Here is a 24,675-nt window from a genome sequence, read left to right on the forward strand (position 1 = left end):
ATGGCTGGCCATTCCAAGTGGGCGAACATCAAGCACCGCAAAGAGCGTCAGGATGCCAAGAAAGGCAAGATCTTCACCAAGTGGATTCGCGAACTGACCGTCGCTGCCCGCCAGGGCGGCGGTGATCCTGGCTCCAACCCACGCCTGCGCCTGGCGCTGGACAAGGCCCTGGGTGCCAACATGAGCCGCGACATCATCGACCGCGCCGTGGCCCGTGGGGCCGGTGCGGCCGATACCGACGATATGGTCGAACTGACCTATGAAGGCTACGGCCCGGGCGGCGTTGCGGTGATGGTTGAGTGCATGACCGACAACCGCAACCGTACCGCGGCGGCCGTACGCCATGCGTTCAGCAAGTGTGGCGGCAACCTGGGTACGGATGGTTCGGTAGCCTATCTGTTCGAGCGCAAGGGCCAGATTACCTTCGCGCCGGGCACCGATGAAGACGCGCTGATGGAAGCTGCGATGGAGGCGGATGCCGACGACGTGGTGACCAACGAAGACGGCTCCATCGACGTATTCACCTCGTTTGCCGGCTTCTACGCGGTGCGTAACGCCCTGGAAGCGGCGGGTTTCAAAGGCACCGACGCGGAAATCGTCATGCTGCCGACCACCAGCGCCGAACTGGACCTGGACGGCGCGCAGAAGGTGCTCAAGATGCTGGACATGCTTGAAGACCTGGATGATGTGCAGAACGTCTACTCCAACGCCGACATTCCAGAAGACGTGGCCGCACAGCTAGTCTGAAGGCTGGTGTAGACCATAATGTGGGAGCGGGCTTGCTCGCGAAAGCGGTTTGTCAGTCAGTACATGCGTTGACTGAAGCACCGCTTTCGCGAGCAAGCCCGCTCCCACATTGGATCTTCGCTGTATCAAAAAATGTGTTTACCCAACCTGCAGGCGTTATGACTTTAATCCTAGGTATCGACCCCGGTTCGCGCATCACCGGCTTTGGCGTGGTGCAGCAGACCCCGCGTGGCTGTATCTACGTGGCGTCGGGATGTATCCGTACCGGCGCCGGGGAGCTGGCCGAGCGTTTGCAGATCGTCTATCGCGGCGTACGTGAAGTGATCCAGACCTACGGGCCGGTGACCATGGGCATCGAAAAGGTATTCATGGCCAAAAATGCCGACTCGGCCCTCAAGCTGGGCCAGGCCCGCGGCGCTGCCATCGTCGCCGGAGCGGAGGAGGGCATGGAAATCGCCGAATACACCGCGACCCAGGTCAAGCAGGCGGTGGTTGGCACCGGCGCGGCGAATAAAGAGCAGGTGCAGATGATGGTCATGCACATGCTCAAACTCACCTCCAAGCCACAGATCGACGCTTCTGACGCCCTGGCCATCGCCATTTGCCATGCCCACACCCGCTCCAGCCTGCTGCCTCACGGCCTTGGCACGGCACGCAGTCGTGGCGGGCGCCTGCGTCTCTGATAGCATCAGCGCAATCGTTATGGTCGGGCCTCGATCTGACCTCAAGCTTTAAGGATCTGAACCGTGATTGGACGCTTGCGCGGCACCCTGGCTGAGAAACAGCCGCCGCACCTGATTCTGGATGTAAACGGGCTGGGGTATGAGCTGGAAGTGCCCATGACCACCCTGTACCGCCTACCGTCGGTCGGTGAACCGATAACGTTGCACACCCATCTGGTGGTGCGCGAAGACGCGCAACTACTCTATGGTTTCATCGGCAAGCGCGACCGCGACTTCTTCCGCGAGCTGATCCGCCTCAATGGCGTTGGCCCGAAACTGGCCCTGGCCTTGATGTCGAGCCTGGAAGTGGACGAGTTGGTACGTGCTGTTTCGGCCCAGGACACCTCGGCGCTGACCAAGGTGCCGGGTGTCGGCAAAAAAACCGCTGAGCGCCTGCTGGTGGAGCTCAAGGATCGCTTCAAAGCCTGGGAAGTGGTGCCAAGCATGTTTGCGCTGGTGCCAAACCAGCCGGATATGCCGGCGGCCCAAGTCGCCAGCGCCGAAAGTGACGCCGTCAATGCGCTGATCTCCCTTGGCTACAAGCCACAGGAGGCCAGCAAGGCAGTGTCGGCCATCAAGGACAAGAACCTGAGCGCTGAAGACATGATCCGCCGAGCCCTGAAGGGAATGATTTAAGTGATTGAAGCTGATCGTCTGATTGCAGCCACCGGCCCTCGCGACCGTGAAGAGGTCCAGGACCGGGCCATCCGCCCCCTGAGCCTTGCCGATTACATTGGCCAGCCCACCGTGCGCGAGCAGATGGAGCTGTTCATCCAGGCGGCACGTGGGCGTGCCGAGTCCCTGGACCACACGCTGATCTTCGGCCCGCCGGGGCTGGGCAAGACTACCCTGGCCAACATCATCGCCCAGGAAATGGGCGTGTCGATCAAGAGCACCTCCGGCCCGGTGCTGGAGCGCCCGGGCGACCTGGCTGCGTTGCTGACCAACCTTGAACCCCATGACGTGCTGTTCATCGACGAAATCCACCGGTTGTCGCCCATCGTCGAAGAAGTGCTATACCCGGCCATGGAAGATTTCCAGCTGGATATCATGATTGGCGAAGGGCCGGCCGCGCGCTCGATCAAGCTCGACCTGCCGCCGTTTACCCTGGTCGGCGCCACCACCCGTGCCGGCATGTTGACCAACCCGTTGCGAGACCGTTTCGGCATTGTTCAACGTCTAGAGTTCTATAGCACTGCTGACCTTGCGACGATTGTCAGCCGTTCGGCGGGGATTCTCAGCTTGCCGCTCGACCCGGAAGGCGCCTTCGAGATTGCCCGCAGGGCCCGTGGCACACCGCGGATTGCCAACCGTTTGCTGCGCCGGGTGCGCGATTTTGCCGAGGTGCGGGCCAAGGGCCATATCACCAAGGCCGTGGCCGACCTGGCGTTGAACCTGCTGGACGTCGATGAACATGGCTTCGACCATCAGGACCGGCGCCTGCTGTTGACCATGATCGAGAAGTTCGATGGTGGGCCGGTGGGCGTGGATAGCCTGGCCGCCGCCATCAGTGAGGAGCGCCATACCATTGAGGATGTGCTGGAGCCGTACCTGATTCAACAGGGTTACATCATGCGTACGCCAAGGGGGCGGGTGGTCACGCGCCACGCGTATCTGCACTTTGGGTTAAACATTCCGTCACGATTGGGGGAGATGCCTGTGGTAGACGAATTCCTCGATGCAGTGGACGATTAAAAAGGCATGGCGGGTCGATTTATTCGGCGTTTGTGCTGTCCTAGTGGCTGGCGTCGTCATTCTTTCGTTAGAAATGCTGCAGAGAATGAAAAACAGTTGCCTGGCCGGATTGGCAACCTGAGGAGTAAGCACTAGAGTATGCGCGCGCAAAACGGGGATCAGTCGTTCGCACATCGCTGTCGCGTTTATTACGAGGACACCGATGCGGGCGGCATCGTGTATTACGTCAATTATCTAAAGTTCATGGAGCGGGCTCGAACCGAGCGGCTACGGGAGCTGGGCTTTGCCCAATCCCAGCTGGCAGGGGAGGACCTGTTATTTGTCGTGCATTCCAGCGAGGCCCGTTACTACGCGCCGGCGCGACTGGACGATGAATTGCTGGTCAGCGCGCAAGTAATCGAATTGAACCGTGCCAGCCTGCGCTTTAAACAGCAGGTCAGGCGGGCAACGGATGCAACGCTGCTCTGTGAGGGGCAGTTCCTGGTGGCGTGTGTGCGCACCAACAGTTTGAAACCCAGGGCCATTCCCGAAACTCTACGTGCGGCCTTTGCCAACGTGAGCGGCGCGGGTCAACAATCAAAGCAGGAGATTTAGCGTGGAACCTACCGTCGTCGACCATTCCTCCATGTGGAGCCTGGTCAGCAATGCCAGTGTCGTGGTTCAACTGGTCATGCTGACCCTGGTAGCCGCATCGGTTACCTCATGGGTCATGATTTTCCAGCGCAGCAACCTGCTGCGCGCCGGTCGACGCGCCCTGGAGAGCTTCGAAGAGCGCTTCTGGTCGGGTATCGACCTGTCCAAGCTGTATCGCCAGGCGGGCAGCAACCCGGACCCGGACTCGGGCGTCGAGCAGATCTTTCGCGCCGGCTTCAAGGAATTTTCCCGCCTGCGCCAGCAGTCCGGCGTCGACCCGGAAGCGGTCATGGAAGGCGTGGCCCGTGCGATGCGCGTAGCGATCTCCCGTGAGGAAGAAAAGCTCGAGCAGAGCCTGCCGTTCCTGGCCACCGTCGGTTCGGTCAGCCCGTATATCGGCCTGTTCGGCACCGTATGGGGCATCATGAACTCCTTCCGTGGCCTGGCAACGGCCCAGCAAGCGACCCTGGCCACCGTGGCCCCGGGTATCGCCGAAGCGCTGATCGCCACTGCCATCGGCTTGTTCGCTGCAATCCCCGCAGTAATTGCCTACAACCGTTTCGCCGCCACCAGCGAAACCCTGATTGGCCGTTACTACACCTTCGCCGATGAATTCCAGGCGATCCTGCACCGTAAAGTGCACACCAGCGAAGAATAAGCAGGTAATTCCCAATGGCTTTAATCGCTCGAGCTCGCAAAAAGCGCAAGCCGGTCGCCGAGATGAACGTAGTGCCTTACATCGACGTGATGCTGGTGCTGCTGGTGATCTTCATGGTGACCGCGCCGATGCTCAATCAGGGGGTGAAGGTTGATCTGCCCAAGGTTTCCAGCGAAGCCTTGCCGCAGGACAACAACACCCAGGTCCTGACCATTTCGATCAAGGCTGACAAGACCTATTACTGGAACCTTGGCAGCGAAGTCGACACCCAGAAGCAACAGGACAAGGCCATGACCTTGCCGCAGATGACCGACGCCGTGACCAAAATCATCCGCGCCGGCAATGAAGGCGGCAAGCACACCCAGGTGTTCATCCGCGGTGACAAGTCGGTCGACTACGGCTCCGTCATGGGCGCCATGGGCGGGCTGCAGAAGGCCGGGGTCGGTAATGTTGGCTTGATTACCGAGGCGCCCTGATGCAGCAACAGCGAGAGCCGTCCGCCTCGGAAAGCTTCTTCTGGCCTAGCGTCTGGGCGATTGCCCTGCACGTTCTGGTGTTTGGCATGCTGTTTGTCAGCTTTGCCATGACCCCGGAGCTGCCGCCAGCCAAGCCGATCGTGCAGGCGACCCTGTATCAGCTGAAATCGAAAAGTCAGGCCACCACCCAGACCAATCAGAAGATTGCCGGTGAGGCCCAGAAGTCGGCTGCGCGCCAGACTGAAGTCGAACAGATGGAACAGAAGAAGGTCGAGCAGGAAGCGGTGAAGGCTGCTGCGGAACAAAAGAAAGACGAGGCGGCTCAAAAGGCCGAAGAATCGAAAAAGGCTGACGAAGCGAAGAAGGCCGACGAGGCGAAAAAGGCTGATGAAGCCAAGAAAGCCGAGAAAGCTGCCGAAGCCAAAAAAGCCGAAGAGAAACAACTGGCTGATATAGCCAAGAAGAAATCTGAAGAAGAAGCCAAGAAAGCGGCTGAAGAAGAGGCCAAGAAAAAGGCCGCTGAAGAAGCCAAGAAAAAGATAGTCGAAGACGCGAAGAAGAAAGCCGCCGAAGACGCCAAGAAAAAAGCTGAAGCAGACGAGGCGAAGAAGAAAATCGCCGATGATGCGAAGAAGAAAGCTGCCGCCGACGCCTCCAAGAAAAAGGCCCAGGAAGCAGCACGTAAATCCGCCGAAGATAAAAAGGCCCAGGCCTTGGCAGATTTGCTTTCCGACACGCCGCAACGTCAGCAGGCCTTGGCCGATGAACGTGGTGACGAAGTCGCGGGCAGTTTCGACGATCTGATTCGCGCTCGCGCAGCAGAAGGCTGGACACGTCCACCTTCGGCACGCAAAGGCATGACAGTCGTGCTGCAGATCGGCATGTTGCCAGACGGTACGGTGACTTCGGTCAGCGTGGCCAAGTCCAGTGGCGACGGTTCGTTCGACAGTTCAGCGGTTGCAGCGGTCAAGAATATTGGCCGGTTGACCGAGATGCAGGGAATGAAACCAAGCGACTTCGCTCCCTATCGTTCATTCAAGATGACATTCACACCTGAGGATCTAGCCTTGTGAGAAACCTTCTTCGAGGAATGCTTGTCGTTATTTGCTGTATGGCAGGGATAGCGGCGGCGGATGAAAAGAACATCCTGGTAACCAGCGGTAGCGATCGGGCCACCCCGATTGCGGTTGTACCGTTTGGCTGGCAGGGCGGCAGCGTTCTGCCGGACGATATGGCGGAAATCATTGGTAATGACCTGCGCAACTCGGGTTACTACGCGCCAATTCCGAAACAGAACATGATCAGCCAGCCGACCCAAGGCAGCGAAGTGATCTACCGTGACTGGAAAGCCCTGGGCGCCCAGTACCTGATGGTAGGTAGCATCGTTCCAGCAGGCGGTCGCTTGCAGGTGCAATACGCTCTGTTCAACGTGGCCACCGAGCAGCAAGTGCTGACCGGTAGCGTGTCGGGCAGCGTTGACCAACTGCGGGACATGGCGCACTACATTGCCGACCAGTCGTTCGAGAAACTGGTGGGTATCAAGGGTGCGTTCTCTACCCGCATGTTGTACGTGACGGCTGAGCGTTTCTCGGTGAACAACACCCGCTACACCCTGCAACGTTCGGACTACGACGGTGCCCGTGCAGTGACCCTGTTGCAATCGCGCGAGCCGATCCTGTCGCCGCGTTTTGCGCCAGATGGCAAGCGTATTGCCTACGTGTCGTTCGAGCAGAAGCGTCCGCGCATCTTCGTCCAGCACATCGACACCGGTCGCCGTGAGCAGATCACCAACTTTGAAGGCCTGAACGGTGCCCCAGCCTGGTCGCCGGATGGCAATCGCCTGGCATTCGTACTGTCCAAGGACGGTAACCCGGATATCTACGTGATGAACCTCGGTTCGCGCCAGATCACCCGTGTCACTTCCGGCCCTGGTATCAACACCGAGCCGTTCTGGGGCAAGGATGGTTCGACCATCTACTTCACGTCAGACCGTGGCGGCAAACCGCAGATCTACAAGAGCAGCGTTGGCGGTGGTGGTGCGGAGCGTGTGACCTTTATTGGTAACTACAACGCCAATCCGAAGCTTTCGGCGGATGAAAAGACCCTGGTAATGATCCATCGCCAGGATGGTTTCACTAATTTCAAGGTGGCGGCCCAGGATTTGCAGCGCGGAAGCGTAAAAATCCTCACAGATAGCACTCTTGATGAGTCGCCTACTGTTGCGCCCAACGGCACCATGGTAATCTACGCCACCCGCCAGCAGGGCCGGGGAGTCTTGATGCTCGTGTCCATTAATGGACGCGTAAGGCTCCCGCTTCCTACCGCACAAGGCGAAGTCAGAGAACCGTCCTGGTCCCCTTACCTGAACTGACGCGGCGCTACAAAAAGAAGTACTTAACACACTGGGGTTCATTAGGAGTTTCACGATGGAAATGCTGAAGTTTGGTAAGTTTGCTGCTCTGGCTCTGGCTCTGTCCGTAGCCGTTGGTTGCTCGTCTAAAGGCGGCGACAATGCCGGTGAAGGCGCAGCTGTTGATCCAAACGCTGGTTACGGCGCCAACACTGGTGCAGTTGACGGCTCCCTGAGCGAAGAAGCTGCTCTGCGCGCGATCACCACTTTCTACTTCGAATACGACAGTTCGGACCTGAAGCCAGAAGCCATGCGCGCTCTGGACGTTCACGCGAAAGACCTGAAAGGTAACGGCGCTCGCGTTGTTCTGGAAGGCAACACCGACGAACGTGGTACTCGTGAGTACAACATGGCACTGGGCGAGCGTCGTGCGAAAGCCGTTCAGCGCTACCTGGTACTGCAAGGTGTTTCCCCAGCTCAGCTGGAACTGGTTTCCTACGGTGAAGAGCGTCCAGTTGCTACCGGCAACGACGAGCAATCCTGGGCTCAAAACCGTCGCGTCGAACTGCGTAAGTAATTCGTCATGCGAACGTGCCGTCGTGTTGTAACCGTATTGGCTCTCAGCCTTGCACCGCTTGCGGTGTGGGCTGCGGTTCCCGTGGAAGATAGCAACTCTGGCTATAACAATAGTGGGAGCAGCTATCCACCTGCAGGTTATGGCACGAACGGCGCCTATGCGGGGGGAGCGGCCACGGCCGCTCCTTCGGCACAGGGCGAACTGTTCAACCAACTGCAACGCATGCAGGATCAATTGGCGCAGCAACAAGGCACCATTGAAGTTCTGCAAAATGAAGTGCGTCAGCTCAAGCAGGAAGGCCTGGAGCGTTACCAGGATCTTGACCGACGTATAGGAGCCGGTGCTACACCAGCCGCTACTCCTGATAATTCTTCTGCCGGTGGCGCCGCAAGCGCCGCCGGTGGTGCAGCCGCAGGCGCCACTCAGGCCCCTGCCGCCAGCAGCGAACCGGCTGATCCGGCGAAGGAAAAGCTGTATTACGACGCAGCCTTCGACCTGATCAAGGCCAAGGATTTCGACAAGGCCAGCAAGGCGTTCACCGCTTTCCTGGGTCGTTATCCAAACAGCCAGTACGCGGGTAATGCCCAGTATTGGTTGGGTGAGGTCAACCTGGCCAAGGGTGATTTGCAGGGTGCAGGCCAGGCGTTTGCCAAGGTCAGCCAGCTTTACCCCAAGCACGCCAAGGTGCCTGATTCGCTGTACAAACTGGCTGATGTAGAGCGCCGCCTGGGTCATACCGACAAGGTCAAAGGCATTCTTCAGCAGGTAGTGGCCCAATATCCGGGTACCTCTGCCGCCCAGTTGGCTCAGCGTGATTTGCAACGCTTGTAAGCATTGCTGTCCCGCTTGGAAGAAACCCGCGCCTGTCGCGGGTTTTTTCGTTAGAATCCACGCCCTTTTATGAAATACGCTTTCTGGGGTTCACGCTTTGCCGGGATCCCATGAAGTGCCTGACGGAGGCGGACAGCCTGTTTAGCTGTTACGCCCGTGGCGACTATGCAAGACACATTACGCATCACCGAAGTTTTTTACTCGTTACAGGGTGAAACGCGCACTGCCGGCCTGCCCACAGTATTTGTGCGCCTCACCGGCTGCCCGTTGCGCTGCCAGTACTGTGACAGCGCCTACGCCTTCAGCGGCGGCACCATTCGTACCCTCGACGATATCCTGGAGCAGGTTGCAGGCTTCCGGCCGCGTTACGTCTGTGTAACAGGCGGCGAGCCGCTGGCCCAGCCCAATGCCATTCCTTTGCTCAGGCAGTTGTGTGACGCCGGTTACGAGGTGTCGCTGGAAACCAGTGGCGCCCTGGATATTTCCGCGGTCGATCCGCGCGTCAGCCGCGTGGTTGACTTGAAGACCCCGGACTCCAAAGAAGCGCATCGCAACCGTTATGAGAATATCGAGCTGCTGACCGCCAACGACCAGATCAAGTTTGTCATTTGCTCGCGGGACGACTATGACTGGGCCAATTCCAAGCTGATCCAGTACGGCCTGGACCGACGCGCCGGCGAGGTGCTGTTCTCTCCAAGCCACCATGACTTGAACGCTCGCGACCTCGCAGATTGGGTGGTCGCGGACAATCTGCCGGTGCGCCTGCAATTGCAGCTGCATAAATACCTTTGGAACGACGAGCCAGGACGCTGAAATGACTGAACAAACGACTGATCAAAAACGTGCCGTAATCCTGCTATCTGGTGGCCTCGACTCCGCGACCGTGGTGGCGATGGCGCGTGCCGAGGGCTATAGCTGCTACACCATGAGCTTCGACTATGGCCAGCGCTCCCATGCCGAGTTGCACGCCGCCGCCCGTGTCGCCCACGACCTCGGCGTGGTGGAGCACAAGGTGATCGGCTTGAACCTCAATGGCATTGGCGGCTCGGCCCTGACCGACAGCTCCATTGACGTGCCTGAGGCGCCCACTGAGGGCATCCCGGTCACCTACGTGCCGGCCCGTAACACTGTGTTCCTGTCGCTGGCCCTGGGCTGGGCAGAGGTGCTTAACGCCCGCGACATCTTTATCGGCGTCAACGCGGTGGATTACTCCGGCTACCCGGACTGTCGCCCAGAGTTCGTCGAGTCGTTCGAGCGCATGGCCAACCTGGCGACCAAGGCTGGCGTAGAAGGGCATGGCTTCCGTATCCAGGCGCCACTGCAAAACCTGAGCAAGGCGCAGATCGTCAAGGCGGGTGTAGGGCTTGGTGTCGACTACTCGCTGACTGTTTCCTGCTACCAGGCGGACAATGACGGTCGTGCTTGTAGGAAATGTGACAGCTGCCGCCTGCGCGCCGAAGGCTTCCAAGCGGCCGGAATTACTGACCCGACGCGTTATTTCTGATTTATTTAAAATAAGGTGTTGAATAATCCTTAGAAATCAGTATTATACGCGCCACCACACAGCGGGTCGTTAGCTCAGTTGGTAGAGCAGTTGGCTTTTAACCAATTGGTCGTAGGTTCGAATCCCACACGACCCACCATTTTTGGCGGTTTAGAAAATCCGGAAGGCCCACGCAAGTGAGGATTTCCGGGTTTTTTTTTGCCTGGGACAAAAGCGCGGGCTCGATGGCTCGCCTGAAGGGTGACACGACATTCGCATCGACTAGCAGCACCGTCTTCGACTGCGGATACAACACCCAAGCCATTATTTGTAGCTGTCGCCAGGTAAACCCAGCCGGGTCCGCTTTTTCAGAACAGTAGAGGTTATGCCAAGTAAGTAAACTGTGCAGTTGTACTTACTTGGCAGGTGTGCAAGATCAGAATTGATGTCGCATTTTAATACCGCGTCACTAGGCAACTAGCACGACGACGCCTTTAAAGTTCCATTACAGTTATTTATGGTTTTTACCTCCGCTGCGGGGCCATTGAAGGAGGTTATGAAATCTCCACCGTTGGCCATACGACAGCTTGCGGTAATCCAGCAAGCGCCCTCGGCGTTGAGTCGCACTACTTGAATGACGCCGGCGTTTCCCACCGGCACAGTGTCTCCCTTGCTGCAGGACTGATAGGCAGGGCTACTCTGCCAGGCATTTTTACATGTGTTGTTGTCTTCAGCATTGGCTGCTTGCATTTGAAGCAGAACTGCAAATGCTAGAAGAAATCCAATGATTGAGCTTTTCATTTTATGATTCCTCTAGATGTGCGTTTCCCCACATGAAACTATGCTCTGGGTTTTTGGGATGTGTCTACTGTCATAGTTGACAGGTTTCATGAGATGTTTGAGGTTTTTTATAATTGTTATGAATAATGTTGGGTGACGTTATAAGTTCGTGGGAGGTGTTTGGGCTTGCTGATGTGAAACCCCGAGAGCCCCGCACCAGCGTTAGGCTCAAGGCTGCTTATGCCCATTCATCCACGGGCTGTAGTCTACCTGCACATACCCCATGGGCAGGCCCTTGGGGTAGTTGGCAAACCCCGGCATCTTTCGCAGGTCCAGCAGTTTGCACTGCGTGACAAGGCGTTGCTGCAACGCGCTATCTACCTTGAAGCCCTGTAAACGGTACGGGCTCTGATTCAGGTTGACCATGCACTCATTCACTTTGCCTTGCGCATCGGCGATGAGGTGGAAGCTGGCGACGCCAATACTCTGGATGTCATGCCCGACAAACAGCTGTTCACGGAAAAAACGTATCTGCCTATACAGGTCGATTCGTGTTTTCTGCAGTTGTTGCTGTTCATCCGAAAGCCCCATCAGAGGGGTGAACACCATGGGCGCGACAATCACCTGGGTGTCCTTGGCGTTGGCGAAGACCTTGGGCGAGACCTCGGGAAAGAGGGTGGTCCAGCACAGTTCAGTCACCAGTTTGGCCAGCTTGGCCTGGCGCAGGTTGTTCTGGCCCTCGTTGGGCAGCAGGGTCCCGCGTTTGGCCGAACAGTCCACGACGTGGTTCTGCGCGTCGACGGTCATGATCATGTTCATCACCCCCGTCAGCTCGTCTTCATTGGCGGCCAGGGCGTAGCTGCGCAGTATCGTGGTGAAGGTATGGATGAATTTTTCGTCCTTTTGTTGCACCTGTGCCGCCGCCGAGGCCGCCGCCTGCTCTGGCGTTTGGCTCTGGCAACCGGCCAGTGACAGCAGGCTCGCACCGAACAAGGCCAGTAGCCAGCGGGAGGGAGAAGGCGCGTTGAATTCCATTTCTTGGGGGCTCATATACAAATAGACACGGGAAGAGGTAGACGGGAACTATTCTCACCCATCAAACGGTAAAGTGCGATTCGAAATAATTCGACTCTGGTACTGTGCCCTTTGGTTGTAACGGCTGACGTTGCATGGATTTGCTCTACAGATTCTATTTGTCTATATTTGAGTCTGTAGATTTATTCTGAGGTGGCAACCATGAGCCTAGCCCTGCAAGCACAGCCGTTTACCCGCCAGCAATGTGTCGCCGGACTCCGGGCGGCCGTGAGCATCCTGGAAAAATGGCAGGCCAGCAGCGACCAGGCCTGCCGCATCCTGCGTATTTCGCGCAGCACTTACACCCGCGCCCGACAGCGCGAGGCCGCGTGGTCCGTGAGCCTGGATTCCGACCAGATGCAGCGCATCAGCTTTGTGCTGAACATCCATGCCACGCTGCGCATGGTGTTCGATAACCCCGAGAATGTGTACGGCTTCCCTGCAATGGCCAACCACAACAGCTTCTTCAACGGGCGCTCACCCCTGGAGATCATGGCCCAGGGCGACATGATTTCCCTGTACGAAACCTTCCGCCGGATCGATGTGCTGCGCGGTGCGCAATGGTGACGGTGAGCCAGTTGGGCGATTTGCCCAGCGGGCCGTTGCAGGCCTATCGCCTGGTCAATTCCAAATTCCCGCCGATTGCGTTGTTTGACGATGTGGCGGATGCCGACGAATTTGAGGCGCTTTATCAGATCCAGGCCCTGACCAACCCGCGGCTGGGCAATGAGCTGGGTCGTATCGAGCTGATACCCCGTAGGGAAATCCCCTTCGGGATTGTGGGATGCTCCTACGCGATTGCGCCGTTCACCCACGTCAATCCGGCCGGATCGCGTTTCAGCGCTGGGGATTTTGGCGTGCTGTACCTGGCGGCCACCATCGAAACGGCGCTGGCAGAGGTGCGTCATCACCAGAACCAGTATTGGTCCGGGGTCCACGGCCTTAACTATGAGCGCTTTGTCTTTCGCGGGTTGTCGTGCAGCTTTGCTGGTGACTCGATGAAGGATGCGGCGTCGGTGCCGATGAGCGATCCGATCTACGACCCTGACGACTACAGCCACGCCCAGCGCTTGGGCGGCGCGCTGAAGAAGGCCGGTTGTCCCGGCCTGCGTTACCTGTCGGTGCGCTCAGAAGGCGATCACTGCTGGGCGTTGCTGACGCCCAGGCCGGTGTCGTCGATTGTCCAGGCCGCCCATTACGAGATGGTCTGGAATGGGCAGATCACCAGTGTCAGCAAAATCAGCGAAGCCTGACGCTGGCGGGTCAGAGCTGCCCGCGCACCAGGATTGACTCATCGATCTGCGCAATCGACGTAACCCCGGTCAGGGTCATGGCCACGCGCATTTCCTTGGCAAAGATCTCCAGCAAATTCTCTACACCGCGCTGGCCATCAGCGGCCAAAGCGTAGGCAGGCGCTCGTCCCAGCAATACGCCCCGGGCGCCGAGGGCGAGCATGCGCACCACGTCCAGCCCCGAACGCACCCCGGAGTCCACCAGCACCGTAAGGTCGCTGCCCACTGCCTGGGCGATCTCGGGCAGGGCCTTGGCGGTGGACAGCACGCCATCGAGCTGGCGACCGCCGTGGTTGGACACGACGATGCCGTCGGCACCGAAGCTCACCGCATCCTTGGCGTCCTGTGGGTCGAGGATGCCCTTGATGATCATCGGGCCTTTCCAGAATTCGCGGATCCACTCCAGGTCTTTCCAACTGATGGAGGGGTCGAAGTTGGTGGCCAGCCAGCCGATGTAGTCTTCAAGGTGGGTCGGCTTGCCGAGGTATTTGGAGATGTTGCCCAGGTCGTGCGGGCGTCCCATCAGCCCCACATCAAACGCCCAGGCCGGTTTGGTCACTGCCTGCAACATGCGTCGCTGGGCGGCGTACGGGCCGGACATGCCGGAGTGGGCATCGCGGTAGCGGGCGCCGGGGGTGGGCATGTCGACGGTGAACACCAGGGTTTTCACCCCGGCGGCTTGCGCACGCTCCAGGGCGTTTTTCATGAAGCCACGGTCTTTCAACACATACAGTTGAAACCAGATCGACTGCGCAGTCTGCGACGCTACTTCCTCGATAGGGCACACAGACACGGTCGACAGGCAAAAAGGAATGCCTTTATTGGCCGCCGCATTGGCCACCTGCACTTCTCCGCGCCGGGCAAACATGCCGGTCAGGCCCACCGGGCTCATGACCACCGGCATCGCCAGCGGTTGGTCGAACAGGGTGGTTTCCAGGCTCAGGCTCTCGACGTTGCGCAGGACGCGCTGGCGCAGGCTGATGTCTGCCAGGTCCGAACTGTTGGCCTTGAGGGTGTGCTCGGCGTACGCGCCACCGTCAATGTAGTCGAACAGGAAACGCGGCAGTTTGCGACGTGCGGCTTCGCGGTAATCCGATGCAGACGAAATGATCATGAACAGTGAGGCCCCGGAATAAAGAAAACGGTGGGTGGAGGATAGTCAAAGGCTTTTCATGGTAAAAACAACTTTTCCAACTTCATTCAAGTCGCAAATGGAATAGTCATGAATCTGCGAACGCTGCGAGCCTTTGTCGAAGTGGTGCGCCAAGGCAGTTTCTCACAAGCGGCCGAGATGGTTTCGCTCACGCAATCGAGTGTCAGCAAAGCGGTCAAGACCCTGGAAGAGGAGTTAGGCACACCGTTGTTCAGCCGCATCGGCCACAAGAACGAACTGACAGCCGCGGGTGAAATTGCCTACCGTCGCGCCCTGGTGTTGCTTGCCGAGCGCAGTGACCTGGTGGCCGAGATCAATGACCTGCTGGGGCTCAAGCGCGGCGTGCTGCGTATTGGCTTGCCGCCGGTGGGCAGTGGTGAACTGTTTGCGGCGATGTTTGCGGTGTACCGCCAGCGTTATCCGCAGATCGAGATCGAGCTGATCGAGCATGGCAGCAAGAAGCTGGCTGAGTGCCTGCAAGCGGGGGAGGTGGATGTAGCCGCGCTACTGGTGCCGGTGGAGGGCGAGTTTGAGTATCAGGACGTGCGCGTCGAGCCATTGATGGTGGTCCTGCCCAGCAGCCATCCATTGGCCGGGCGCGACAGTGTGGATTTTTCCGACTTGTCCGACTCGCCGTTCATACTGTTCGAAGCTGGATTTGCCCTGAACCGCATCATCCTTTCCGCCTGCGAGCGGCGGGGCGTATCGCCGAAGGTTTCGGTGCGCAGTGCCCAGATCGACTTTATCGTCGACCTGGTCGGCGCGGGCCTGGGAGTCGCCTTCCTGCCGCGCATGCTGGCCTACAAGCACCTGCATGCCGGCATTGCCCTGATATCCCTGGATGAGCCCCAGACCGACTGGCATATCGCCCTGACCTGGCGGCGTAATGCTCACTTGCCGCCTGCAGCGCGGGCCTGGCTGGACCTGGCGACCGAGATGGGTAACGTTCCCGCGCGCTAGCACAGCCTGCTTCAGAAGTTGTACTTGAGGCTGGTCATGAAGTTGCGCGGCGCGCCATACACCCCTTCTGAGTACACCCGGGCGTAGTACTCGCGGTCAAAGACGTTGTTGAGGTTGACCGTGGCACTGAGGTTTTTCGAGATATCGTAGCGGGCCATCAGGTTGGCGATGGCATAGCTGCCCTGGTGGTAATAGTGCAAGTCCTCACCGGTCTTGGTCTGCCAGTTCACGCCACCGCCAACAGTGACTTTGTCGAGCATGCCTGGCAGGCGATAGGAGGTGAAGGTCTTGAGCATATGGCGCGGCAGCGCGGTGACGATGCGCTTGTCATCGGCATCGGTGGTGACGCTGTAGGCATAGCCGGCCGACGCCTGCCAGCCTTCGCCCAGCTCGCCGTTCATTTCCAGTTCGACGCCTTGGGTCTTGGCGCTTTGTTCGATGCGATAGGCCTGGGTGTCGGACTGCCACACCGCCAGGTTGTCTTGCTCAAGCCGAAATAGCGCCAGGCTGGCGTTCAGTTGCTCATCGTAGAAACTGCCCTTGATCCCGACTTCATAACCCTTGCCCTCCAGGGGTGGCAGCGCGCCGCGGTTGATGTCGCGCACGTAGGAGGCTTGCGGGTTGAAGATCTTGGTGTAGCTGGCATACAGCGACCAGTTGTGGTCCAGGTCGTAGACCACCCCGGTGTACGGAATGAACACGCCGGTTTCCCGCTCCTTGACCGAACTGGTTCCGGCGCCATACAGCAGGGTGTTGGTATCGCGCTTCCAGTCGGTCAGCCGCCCGCCGAGGATCAGGCTCAAGTCGTCGCTCAGGTGTAGGCGCGACGTGAGGTAGGCGGCGTATTGTTTCTCGCGGATGCTGCCTTTACCCACCACTGGCGTAGCGGGTTTGGGCGAGTCACCGTTCCAGGTGCGGTAGTCCGGCACCTTGAAGCCGTAGTCCCACAGCCAGTCGTTGTAGTTGGGGGTGTGTTCCTCGTAATCGGTGGCAGTGATGCCGGTGATCAGCTCATGTTCGCGACCGAACGCGGAAAACGGTCCGGTGAAGTAGGCGTCGAGGCTGTCCTGGCGCGGCGTGCCTGACCAGCGCACCGGCAACAACGAGGCGCCGGAGCCGGTGGCCTGGTCGAGACTGCCGATGGTGAACGAAAAGAACTCGTCGAACTTGTTCTCGGTGTGACCGTATTCGATCTTGCCGCTCCAGCCGTTATCGAACTGGTGTTCGATGGAAGTGAAGTAGTTGGTCTGGTCATGGTCGTTATACGACCAGTTCGGCGCACTGTTGAGGGAGCGCTTCATGTGGGTTTTCTGGCCATCGCTGAACAGCGTCTGGTAGCCGCCGCGCAGGGGCGCATCCACCTGGGTCTTCTGGTAGCTGAAGCCGGCAGTCAGCAGGGTGGCGTCGCTGAGGTCGAACTCGGTGATGCCGTAGATCAGTTGTGAATCCTGCTTGAAGCGATCGACCCAGGCCTGCTCGGTCTTGTAGTCCAGCACCAGGCGCCCGCGGATGTTGCCGGTCTCGGTCAGTGGCCCGGAGACATCGACACCGGTGCCATAGCGGTCCCAGCTACCGGCTTCGGCGGTGATGCTCGCCTGGGCTTGGGCCGTGGGGCGTTTGCGAATCAGGTTGATGGTCGCCGAGGGGTTGCCCATGCCGCTGATCAGGCCAGTGGCGCCGCGCACGATTTCCACGCGGTCGTACATGGCCGTGCTCTGGGTGTAGTTGTCCATGCGGGTCGAGGTGGGGACGCCGTCGATCTCGAAGTTCTGGATCTGGAAACCACGGGACCAGTAGCTGTCATTCTCGGTCCCCAGGCCGGCGCGGGTCACGGCGATCCCGGGGCTGGCTTCAAGTACATCGGTGAGGTTGTTGAGTTTCTGATCGTCCAGGCGTTGGCGGGTGATCACCGTGACCGACTGTGGGGTTTCTTTCTGGGTCAGGTTGAGCCGCGTAGAACTGCTGGAGGAGTAGGCGGTGTAGGAGCCATTACCTTCACTGGTGGACCCCGGCGCCTTGCCGGAAATGGTGGTACTACTCAACTCCAGGGCGGAGGAGGAGGTTGGGGCCGCCTGTAACTGATAACGACCTTCGCCTACGGGCACGGCGATCAGGCCGGTGTCGGCCAGCAGCAATTGCAATGCCTGGTCGACGGAAAATGTACCGTTGATGGCCTGGCTGGTTTTGCCGTTGGTAAGGGTGGCATCTCCCGCAAGGTAAATCCCGGCCTGGGCCGAGAGCAGGTTCAGTTGGCTGGCCAGTGGCCCGGCGGCAATCTGGTAATGCTGGTCTTCGGCCCAGGCGGCAGGGCTGAGGCTGCTCAGGGTGATAGCCACCGAATAGGCCAATACGTGCAGCGGGGAATGGGGGCGTAGTGACATCTTGGGATCCTTTTGGGGGTGGCATCAAGCCATCGTCACTAGCTAAATCGAATGAGAATGAAAATCAGGAAGTGCCGGTATAAAAATATCTAGCGCGGCTTCACGGTGGTCCAGCCAGGGAACGTCTGCTCCATGCGAATCGGCAATACGCCTTCAAGCATGGCCAGGACCTGATCGGTATCGTGCAACGGGAACGTGCCCATGACTCGCAGGTGTGCGAGGCCAGGGTCGAGCCCCAGGTGCCCGCGACGGTAGTCGGCCAGCTCCTCGATAAACTGTGGCAAGGGCATGTCTTGCGCCAGCAGGATCCCCTTGCTCCATGACTCGCGCCCGGGTTGCGCAGGCTCGGGAGGCGTGGTGCCGTGACTGTCGAATGACAGCCCTTGGCCGGCCTTGGCCACGCGGGTGTGATGGCTTGCGGCGCAACGAACCTGCACCGCCCCCTCATAGACATTGAGCTGGGTGCGCGCAGCCCGTTCGCGCACACTGAACCTGGTACCCAGGGGGGACAGGCTGCCTTGGGCGGTGTGCACGATAAACGGGCGCGGGTCGCTTCCGGTCGCGATCAGGACTTCACCTTCGTACAAGCGCAGGCTGCGTTGTGAGGTGCTTAGCGCAACATCCAGCGCGGTGGCGCTGTTGAGCCAGATACGCGAGCCGTCGGCCAGGGTCCGTTCGAGGATTTCCCCGGTGCTTGTGCGATAACCTGCCTGCCAGGCCAGGAGCTGTTCGGTCAGTGCCGCGTGGCGCCAGGCAAGCCCACCCAGCAACAGCCCGCCGCTGATGACCGACAGGGTGCGCAGCACCTGGCGTCGCGAAGTGGGGGTGTGATGCAGGGCCTGCAATGTGCGGCTGGCCGTCTCCCTGTCGTCCTGCAACGGGGCGAAGCGCTGACTGACCCGTTCCACATAGCGCCAGGCCTGGCGATGGCTGTCACTGCGGTCGAGCCATTGCTGCCAGGCGTGCTGCTGCGCCAGGTTGTGCGGTTCGCTGCTCAGACGGGCGAACCAGTCGGCGGCTTCCTGCAGGGTTTGATGGTCAGGTGTGGGGGCCGGCATCGATCAGCTCAATGCCTCGTCCAGTTCCGCTTCCAGCAACAGGCACTGGAACATGGCTTGGGACATGTAATGGGTGACGGTGCGGGCGCTGACGCCCAATTGATCGGCGATGGCCTGGTAACTCAGGCCTTGCAGTTGCGCGAGCATAAAGGCCTGGGCGACGTTGCGTGGCAGGCGCTCGAGCATTGCCTGCACCTGCTGCAGGGCCTCCAGCACCATGGCCCGGTGTTCTTCCGACGGCATGCAGTGTTCGGGGCGGCTGGCCAATACCTCCAGCCAGGCCCGTTCGACCCGCTGGCGCCGCCAGAAGTCTACGCACACATGTCGGGAAATCGCACTCAGGTACGCCCGTGCGTGCCCCTCGCTATTGAAGGCTCTGGGTTTGACCAGCAGCCGCACGAACACATCGTGGGCCAACTCGGCGGCGTCGCTGGTATTGCCCAGTTTCTTGTGCAGCCAGGCGCGCACCCAGCCGTGGTGCTCTTGATAGAGCCAGCCGACATCGGAAGGATCAGGAGATTGAGGCATGCCGCGAGCGCACTCCGTCATCAGGTTCAGCGCCTGGATGAGCTAATGGTAATTATTCTCAATGCTACCCTTTGTCGAGGTTTCTTCACAACTGGCGCAAGTGGGTCTTTTCCATGGCACCGCCAATCCCAGATTAGGCTTTTGAATCCAATCGATATTCTGTAGCCTTGCGCAGCTTCACTTTAACCCGTGCTTGATGAACACAATCACTTCGTCCGGCGGCGCCCGAAGGGCTCCAGAGCCGGTGGTACACTCGACTTTCGCGCAACTGCGCCTGCAGGTCTTGCGAACATGACGCAAATTTCCGAACGCCTTCTGGTCCAAGCCCACCTCGATGCCAAGCAACCCAAGGTGCTCAGTGCCGAGCAAGAGGCAAGCTTACGTTCTGCCATTGCTGCCGAGCTAAAGGCTCAAGACGCGGTGCTGGTGGCGCACTTTTACTGTGACCCGGTGATTCAGGCCCTGGCCGAAGAAACCGGCGGTTGTGTTTCCGACTCCCTGGAAATGGCCCGCTTCGGCGCCGCCCACCCGGCCAAGACCGTGCTGGTCGCCGGCGTGCGCTTCATGGGCGAGACGGCGAAAATCCTCACCCCTGAAAAACGCATCCTGATGCCCACCCTGGAAGCCACGTGCTCCCTGGACCTTGGCTGCCCGGTGGAAGAGTTCTCGGCGTTCTGCGACCAGCATCCGGAGCGCACCGTGGTGGTGTATGCCAACACGTCGGCGGCGGTCAAGGCCCGGGCCGATTGGGTGGTGACCTCCAGCTGTGCCCTGGAAATCGTCGAAAGCCTGATGGATAACGGCGAGACCATTATCTGGGGCCCGGACAAGCACCTGGGCACCTATATCCAGCGCCAGACCGGTGCCGACATGCTGCTGTGGGACGGTGCCTGCATCGTCCACGAAGAGTTCAAGTCCAAGCAGTTGGAAGACATGAAGGCGCTGTACCCGGATGCCGCGATCCTGGTGCACCCGGAGTCACCGACCTCGGTCATCGAGTTGGCCGACGCCGTGGGGTCCACCAGCCAGTTGATCGCGGCGGCGCAGCGCTTGCCGAACAAGACGTTTATCGTCGCCACCGACCGGGGCATTTTCTACAAGATGCAGCAGCTGTGCCCGGACAAGGTGTTTGTCGAAGCGCCAACCGCCGGTAACGGCGCGGCGTGCCGCAGTTGCGCGCACTGCCCGTGGATGGCGATGAATACCCTGGAGCGCACGTTGCAATGCCTGCGTGAAGGCAGCAACGAGATCTTTGTCGAACCCTCGTTGATCCCCCATGCCGTGCGCCCGCTCAAGCGCATGCTGGACTTTACCCAGGCGGCACGCCTGAAGCTGGCGGGCAACGCCTGATCCACGGCAGATGCAGTAAAAAATGTGGGAGCGGGCTTGCCCGCGATAGCGGTGGATCAGTCTGCACATGTAGTGACTGACACACCGCCATCGCGGCGATGCGGCGACCCGACAAGCCCGCTCCCACATTTGGATCTCATTGGCCTGGAGTTATTTCTTTTTCTTCGGGATCCGCACCAGCTGCGTGTCGGAATAGATGTCATGCCAAGCCCGCTGTTTCTTGTCCACCAGCGACCAGATAAACCCCAGCCCCGCGCATAACCACGATGCAATCGACACCACAAAACGCAACAGCGCCTGCCACAGGCTGATGCGCGAGCCGTCCGCGTTCTGCACGCGTACGCCCCACACTTGCATACCCAACGTCTGCCCGGAATGGGTCCAGAACTTGGCAAAGAAACCAAACAGTACAAAAAACAGAATCGTCGACAGCAGCGGATCACCGTCCAGCGCACCGGATTCCGAGAGCGTGCGCATTTTTGCTTCACCCACAAAGGCGATCCACACCAGCTTATAGAGGAAGGCAGTGACGATCAGCAGGGCGGTACATAACAGGAAGTCATAGAACATCGCTGCCAGACGACGGCCCAGGCCAACGGCGGGGAATTCGCCTTGGGGGCTCAGCAGGTGTTTCGACATGGCTCGGCTCTCTGGAGGAAAAAAGCCATTTTACGGACAAACGCACATAAAAAAGCCTCTGATGTCACCACCAGAGGCTTTTTGTCGCAGTAAGGATCAGCCTTCTGCTTGTACTTCGTCAGCCTGCATGCCTTTTTGGCCCTGCACAGCGATGAAGGTCACTTTCTGGCCTTCTTTCAGGCTCTTGAAGCCGTTGCCTTGGATAGCGCGGAAATGCACGAACAGGTCCGCACCGCTTTCTGGAGTGATAAAACCAAACCCTTTCTCGTCGTTAAACCACTTGACGGTACCGCTCTGACGTTCAGCCATTTTCTTATTTCCTTGACGCTAAAAATTAATGACAGCCCCTTTCACCTGAAAGAGTACTGGGCTGGGTTGCAGGAAAGTAAGAGACGTCGAACGGGTTGTAGCGAACTTTGGCTACTGCCCAGGTCCAGGTTCCAAGCGACCCATGCAAACACAGTGAGCAAACTCTACGACAACTAAGACAGAAAAAACAAGCCCTCTGCAAGCCGCGTATTTACTCGCCTTCACGACACTTCGGTCAACTATTGTCGGGCTGTGTTATTCGATAGCGTGGATCACTTGTTATAGGTTAATCGACATAACATTGACTATCGTCAGTGCACTGTTTTATGGCGGTTGCGTTACAGATTAGTGCAAATGAACACAACCGCGTTACTTATAGGAACAGTCAATCAGCCACGGTAGTAACGTTGTGGCACGAATGGCGTTTTACTTACACGAAGTGGCACCTTTTTCCCACGCACCAGCGCTGAGACTTCGCAATCCAGCGCGGTAAAGGCCGTGTCGAGGTAGCCCATGGCGAGCGGGCCGCCGAGGCTGGGGCCAAAGCCGCCGCTGCACACGCTGCCGATTACGGTGCCGTGTTCGTCGACAATTTCTGCACCTTCACGCACCGGCGTACGTTCCTGGGGCAGCAGGCCGACGCGCTTGCGGCTGACGCCGGTCTGCTGCTGAGTGAAGATCCGGTCTGCGCCCGGGAAACCGCCGGCACGCGCGCCGTCGGCACGACGCACCTTGGAAATCGCCCACAGCAGGCTGGCCTCAATCGGCGTGGTCTCGGTGTTCATATCGTGGCCATAGAGGCACAGGCCGGCTTCCAGGCGCAGGGAGTCGCGGGCGCCCAGGCCAATGGCTTCAACTTCGGCTTCGGCCAGCAGGCTGCGGGCCAGGCTCTCGGCGTTGGCCGCAGGTACCGAGATTTCAAAGCCGTCTTCGCCGGTATAGCCGGAACGGCTGACGTAGCACTCCACCCCCAGCAGGCGCAGGGGAGCAAATTGCATAAAGGTCATCTTGGTCACTTCCGGTGCCAGGCGCGCCAGCACCTTGACTGCCGCCGGGCCTTGCAGGGCCAGCAGGGCGCGTTCTTCAAACAGCGGCTCGATCTGGCATTGCTCGCCCAGATGCTGACGTAGGTGCGCCAGGTCCTGATCCTTGCAGGCGGCGTTGACCACCAGAAACAGCTCGTCGTTACCCAGATTGGCGACCATCAGGTCATCGAGGATGCCGCCCTGATCGTTGGTGAACATGGCGTAGCGCTGCATGCCCACGGGCAGATCGATGATATCCACCGGCACCAGGGTTTCCAGGGCCTTGGCGGCGTTGGCGCCGGTCAGGCGGATCTGGCCCATGTGCGACACATCGAACAGCCCGGCCTGCTCACGGGTGTGCTGGTGTTCTTTCATCACGCCCAGAGGGTATTGCACCGGCATGTCATAGCCGGCGAACGGCACCATGCGCGCGCCCAGTTCAAGATGCAGGGCGTGCAGCGGGGTTTTCAACAGGGTTTGGGTGGACATATTCAGCTCCTGAAAAACGTGCTGGCGCATTTATAAGCATCAGCACTCGATAATGTTGACTGCCAAACCGCCACGGGCGGTTTCCTTGTATTTGCTTTTCATATCGGCGCCGGTCTGGCGCATGGTGCGGATCACCTTGTCGAGGGACACGAAGTGCTGCCCGTCGCCGCGCAAGGCCATGCGCACCGCATTGATCGCCTTCACCGAGCCCATGGCGTTGCGCTCGATGCAGGGCACCTGCACCAAACCGCCAATCGGGTCGCAGGTCAGGCCGAGGTTGTGCTCCATGCCGATTTCAGCGGCGTTTTCCACCTGGGAAACCGTGCCGCCCAGCACTTCGCACAAGGCCCCGGCGGCCATGGAACAGGCCACGCCCACTTCGCCCTGGCAGCCGACCTCAGCCCCGGAGATCGAGGCGTTTTCTTTGTAGAGGATGCCGATGGCCGCGGCGGTGAGCAGGAAGCGCACCACGCCGTCTTCATTGGCACCGGGAATAAAGCGCATGTAGTAATGCAATACCGCCGGCACGATCCCGGCGGCACCGTTGGTGGGCGCCGTGACCACGCGCCCGCCGTTGGCGTTTTCTTCATTGACCGCCAGGGCATACAGGTTGACCCAATCCAGCACCGACAGCGGGTCGCGCAGCGCCGATTCCGGGTTCTTGCACAGTTGGCGATGCAGCGCGGCCGCACGGCGCTTGACCTTCAAGCCCCCGGGCAGGATCCCTTCATTGCGACAGCCGGCGGCCACGCAGTCCTGCATGACCTGCCAGATCTTCAGCAGGCCGCTGCGGGTCTCGGCTTCCGGGCGCCAGGCGCTTTCGTTGGTCAGCATCACCTGGCTGATGGACAGCCCATACGTGGTGCAATGGCCGAGCAAATCCTTGGCGTGCTTGAAGGGGAAGGTCAGGGGCGTGGCATCTTCGACGATCCGGTCGGCGCCGGCGGCGTCTTCATCCACCACAAAACCGCCGCCCACCGAGTAGTACTCGCGGCTGCGAATCTGGATGCCGGCGGCGTCAAACGCACGAAAGATCATGCCGTTGGGGTGATAGGCGAGGGGTTTGCGAATCATCGCCAGGTGTTCTTTCTCGTTGAACGCAATGCTGTGTTCACCGAGCAGGTTCAAGCGACCGTCGCTGCGCATCTGTGCCAGGCGTGCGGCCACGGTTTCAGTGTTCACGGTGTCCGGGTGTTCGCCTTCCAGGCCCAGCAACACGGCCTTGTCGCTGCCGTGGCCTTTGCCGGTGGCACCCAGAGATCCGTAGAGCTCCACCTTGATGCTGGCGGTGGCGCCCAGCAGGTTATCGCGCTTGAGGCCCTCGACGAAGCGGGCGGCGGCACGCATCGGGCCGACGGTGTGAGAGCTTGAGGGGCCGATGCCAATCTTGAACAGGTCGAACACGCTTAAAGACATGAGTTGTTCTCCGGTTTCTTATTATTGGGCGCAGATTTTCGGTTGTACC

General features: G+C 59.4%; 27 protein-coding genes and 1 tRNA gene. 18 read left to right on the plus strand and 10 right to left on the minus strand.

What is annotated here, in order from left to right; all coding sequences use genetic code 11:
* The 14 genes from HBO19_RS02730 (at position 1) to HBO19_RS02795 (ending at position 10,332) form a co-directional block, all read left to right on the plus strand.
* Positions 1–747: a YebC/PmpR family DNA-binding transcriptional regulator gene (locus tag HBO19_RS02730; protein ID WP_038442836.1), complete on the plus strand. Its 747-nt coding sequence runs from the start codon at positions 1–3 to the stop codon at positions 745–747.
* Positions 748–905: 158 nt separating this feature from the next.
* Entirely contained in the window at positions 906–1,430 is a 525-nt protein-coding gene (ruvC, locus tag HBO19_RS02735) for a crossover junction endodeoxyribonuclease RuvC (protein ID WP_005790910.1), read from the plus strand.
* Between the two features lie 63 nt (positions 1,431–1,493).
* Positions 1,494–2,105: a Holliday junction branch migration protein RuvA gene (gene ruvA, locus HBO19_RS02740; RefSeq protein ID WP_003193868.1), complete on the plus strand. Its 612-nt coding sequence runs from the start codon at positions 1,494–1,496 to the stop codon at positions 2,103–2,105.
* Positions 2,106–3,164 carry a Holliday junction branch migration DNA helicase RuvB gene (gene ruvB / locus HBO19_RS02745; protein WP_169954665.1) on the plus strand — a complete coding sequence of 353 codons (1,059 nt, stop codon included), beginning with the start codon at positions 2,106–2,108 and terminating at the stop codon, positions 3,162–3,164.
* Between the two features lie 138 nt (positions 3,165–3,302).
* Complete coding sequence (ybgC, locus tag HBO19_RS02750) at positions 3,303–3,758, plus strand: tol-pal system-associated acyl-CoA thioesterase (protein WP_169954666.1); 456 nt, start codon at positions 3,303–3,305, stop codon at positions 3,756–3,758.
* A gap of 1 nt (position 3,759) precedes the next feature.
* Complete coding sequence (gene tolQ / locus HBO19_RS02755) at positions 3,760–4,455, plus strand: protein TolQ (RefSeq protein ID WP_029300305.1); 696 nt, start codon at positions 3,760–3,762, stop codon at positions 4,453–4,455.
* Positions 4,456–4,478: 23 nt separating this feature from the next.
* Positions 4,479–4,931 carry a protein TolR gene (gene tolR, locus HBO19_RS02760; protein ID WP_162473200.1) on the plus strand — a complete coding sequence of 151 codons (453 nt, stop codon included), beginning with the start codon at positions 4,479–4,481 and terminating at the stop codon, positions 4,929–4,931.
* The gene (gene tolA / locus HBO19_RS02765; protein WP_029300302.1) at positions 4,931–6,004 is read left to right on the plus strand and encodes a cell envelope integrity protein TolA; all 1,074 of its coding nucleotides are present in this window, start codon (positions 4,931–4,933) and stop codon (positions 6,002–6,004) included. Before tolR ends, tolA begins: the two co-directional genes overlap by 1 nt.
* 17 nt (positions 6,005–6,021) lie before the next feature.
* Complete coding sequence (gene tolB, locus HBO19_RS02770; RefSeq protein ID WP_169851059.1) at positions 6,022–7,302, plus strand: Tol-Pal system beta propeller repeat protein TolB; 1,281 nt, start codon at positions 6,022–6,024, stop codon at positions 7,300–7,302.
* Between the two features lie 55 nt (positions 7,303–7,357).
* The gene (gene pal, locus HBO19_RS02775; protein ID WP_029300299.1) at positions 7,358–7,858 is read left to right on the plus strand and encodes a peptidoglycan-associated lipoprotein Pal; all 501 of its coding nucleotides are present in this window, start codon (positions 7,358–7,360) and stop codon (positions 7,856–7,858) included.
* 6 nt (positions 7,859–7,864) lie between these two features.
* A complete protein-coding gene (ybgF, locus tag HBO19_RS02780; RefSeq protein ID WP_169954667.1) occupies positions 7,865–8,689 on the plus strand; it encodes a tol-pal system protein YbgF in 825 nt (274 codons plus the stop codon).
* Positions 8,690–8,854: 165 nt separating this feature from the next.
* The gene (queE, locus tag HBO19_RS02785) at positions 8,855–9,502 is read left to right on the plus strand and encodes a 7-carboxy-7-deazaguanine synthase QueE (protein ID WP_170056852.1); all 648 of its coding nucleotides are present in this window, start codon (positions 8,855–8,857) and stop codon (positions 9,500–9,502) included.
* 1 nt (position 9,503) lies between these two features.
* Positions 9,504–10,193: a 7-cyano-7-deazaguanine synthase QueC gene (gene queC / locus HBO19_RS02790; RefSeq protein WP_170056853.1), complete on the plus strand. Its 690-nt coding sequence runs from the start codon at positions 9,504–9,506 to the stop codon at positions 10,191–10,193.
* 63 nt (positions 10,194–10,256) lie between these two features.
* Positions 10,257–10,332, plus strand: a tRNA-Lys gene (locus tag HBO19_RS02795).
* A 317-nt stretch (positions 10,333–10,649) separates the two neighbouring features.
* Here HBO19_RS02795 and HBO19_RS02800 read toward each other — a convergent pair.
* Both HBO19_RS02800 and HBO19_RS02805 read right to left on the minus strand, forming a co-directional pair.
* Positions 10,650–10,973, minus strand: a complete 324-nt coding sequence (locus HBO19_RS02800) for a hypothetical protein (protein WP_170056854.1) — start codon at positions 10,971–10,973, stop codon at positions 10,650–10,652.
* Between the two features lie 207 nt (positions 10,974–11,180).
* Positions 11,181–11,987, minus strand: coding sequence for a hypothetical protein (locus tag HBO19_RS02805; RefSeq protein WP_170056855.1), 807 nt, complete (start codon positions 11,985–11,987; stop codon positions 11,181–11,183).
* A gap of 201 nt (positions 11,988–12,188) precedes the next feature.
* On the opposite strand from HBO19_RS02805, the gene HBO19_RS02810 reads away from it, so the two are divergent.
* Both HBO19_RS02810 and HBO19_RS02815 read left to right on the plus strand, forming a co-directional pair.
* Complete coding sequence (locus HBO19_RS02810) at positions 12,189–12,593, plus strand: antitoxin Xre-like helix-turn-helix domain-containing protein (protein WP_169954672.1); 405 nt, start codon at positions 12,189–12,191, stop codon at positions 12,591–12,593.
* Positions 12,587–13,279 (plus strand): RES family NAD+ phosphorylase, encoded by a 693-nt coding sequence (locus HBO19_RS02815; protein ID WP_170056856.1) that lies wholly within the window; start codon positions 12,587–12,589, stop codon positions 13,277–13,279. Before HBO19_RS02810 ends, HBO19_RS02815 begins: the two co-directional genes overlap by 7 nt.
* A 10-nt stretch (positions 13,280–13,289) precedes the next feature.
* Here the strand turns inward: HBO19_RS02815 and lldD are convergent, their stop codons facing one another.
* Complete coding sequence (gene lldD, locus HBO19_RS02820) at positions 13,290–14,432, minus strand: FMN-dependent L-lactate dehydrogenase LldD (RefSeq protein WP_170056857.1); 1,143 nt, start codon at positions 14,430–14,432, stop codon at positions 13,290–13,292.
* Positions 14,433–14,540: 108 nt separating this feature from the next.
* Here lldD and HBO19_RS02825 point away from each other — a divergent pair, with 108 nt between their 5' ends.
* On the plus strand, positions 14,541–15,431 hold the full coding sequence (locus HBO19_RS02825; protein WP_169954675.1) for a LysR family transcriptional regulator: 891 nt from the start codon (positions 14,541–14,543) through the stop codon (positions 15,429–15,431).
* Between the two features lie 11 nt (positions 15,432–15,442).
* Here HBO19_RS02825 and HBO19_RS02830 read toward each other — a convergent pair whose 3' ends face one another.
* The 3 genes from HBO19_RS02830 to HBO19_RS02840 all read right to left on the minus strand — a co-directional run bounded on the left by HBO19_RS02830 (position 15,443) and on the right by HBO19_RS02840 (position 19,398).
* The gene (locus tag HBO19_RS02830) at positions 15,443–17,812 is read right to left on the minus strand and encodes a TonB-dependent siderophore receptor (protein WP_169954676.1); all 2,370 of its coding nucleotides are present in this window, start codon (positions 17,810–17,812) and stop codon (positions 15,443–15,445) included.
* An 89-nt stretch (positions 17,813–17,901) separates the two neighbouring features.
* On the minus strand, positions 17,902–18,870 hold the full coding sequence (locus HBO19_RS02835) for a FecR domain-containing protein (RefSeq protein ID WP_170056858.1): 969 nt from the start codon (positions 18,868–18,870) through the stop codon (positions 17,902–17,904).
* 3 nt (positions 18,871–18,873) lie between these two features.
* Positions 18,874–19,398, minus strand: a complete 525-nt coding sequence (locus HBO19_RS02840; RefSeq protein ID WP_170041902.1) for a sigma-70 family RNA polymerase sigma factor — start codon at positions 19,396–19,398, stop codon at positions 18,874–18,876.
* A gap of 291 nt (positions 19,399–19,689) precedes the next feature.
* On the opposite strand from HBO19_RS02840, the gene nadA reads away from it, so the two are divergent.
* A complete protein-coding gene (gene nadA, locus HBO19_RS02845; RefSeq protein WP_029300280.1) occupies positions 19,690–20,748 on the plus strand; it encodes a quinolinate synthase NadA in 1,059 nt (352 codons plus the stop codon).
* Positions 20,749–20,898: 150 nt separating this feature from the next.
* Here nadA and HBO19_RS02850 read toward each other — a convergent pair whose 3' ends face one another.
* The 4 genes from HBO19_RS02850 to HBO19_RS02865 all read right to left on the minus strand — a co-directional run bounded on the left by HBO19_RS02850 (position 20,899) and on the right by HBO19_RS02865 (position 24,626).
* Positions 20,899–21,387 carry an RDD family protein gene (locus tag HBO19_RS02850; RefSeq protein ID WP_029300279.1) on the minus strand — a complete coding sequence of 163 codons (489 nt, stop codon included), beginning with the start codon at positions 21,385–21,387 and terminating at the stop codon, positions 20,899–20,901.
* A gap of 96 nt (positions 21,388–21,483) precedes the next feature.
* Entirely contained in the window at positions 21,484–21,696 is a 213-nt protein-coding gene (locus HBO19_RS02855; RefSeq protein WP_004887993.1) for a cold-shock protein, read from the minus strand.
* Between the two features lie 389 nt (positions 21,697–22,085).
* A complete protein-coding gene (gene gcvT, locus HBO19_RS02860) occupies positions 22,086–23,210 on the minus strand; it encodes a glycine cleavage system aminomethyltransferase GcvT (protein WP_170056859.1) in 1,125 nt (374 codons plus the stop codon).
* Positions 23,211–23,249: 39 nt separating this feature from the next.
* The gene (locus HBO19_RS02865) at positions 23,250–24,626 is read right to left on the minus strand and encodes an L-serine ammonia-lyase (protein ID WP_169954680.1); all 1,377 of its coding nucleotides are present in this window, start codon (positions 24,624–24,626) and stop codon (positions 23,250–23,252) included.
* Positions 24,627–24,675: the final 49 nt, after the last annotated feature.

Origin of the sequence: Pseudomonas sp. WS 5021, from assembly GCF_012985535.1 — a bacterium.
GTDB lineage: Bacteria > Pseudomonadota > Gammaproteobacteria > Pseudomonadales > Pseudomonadaceae > Aquipseudomonas.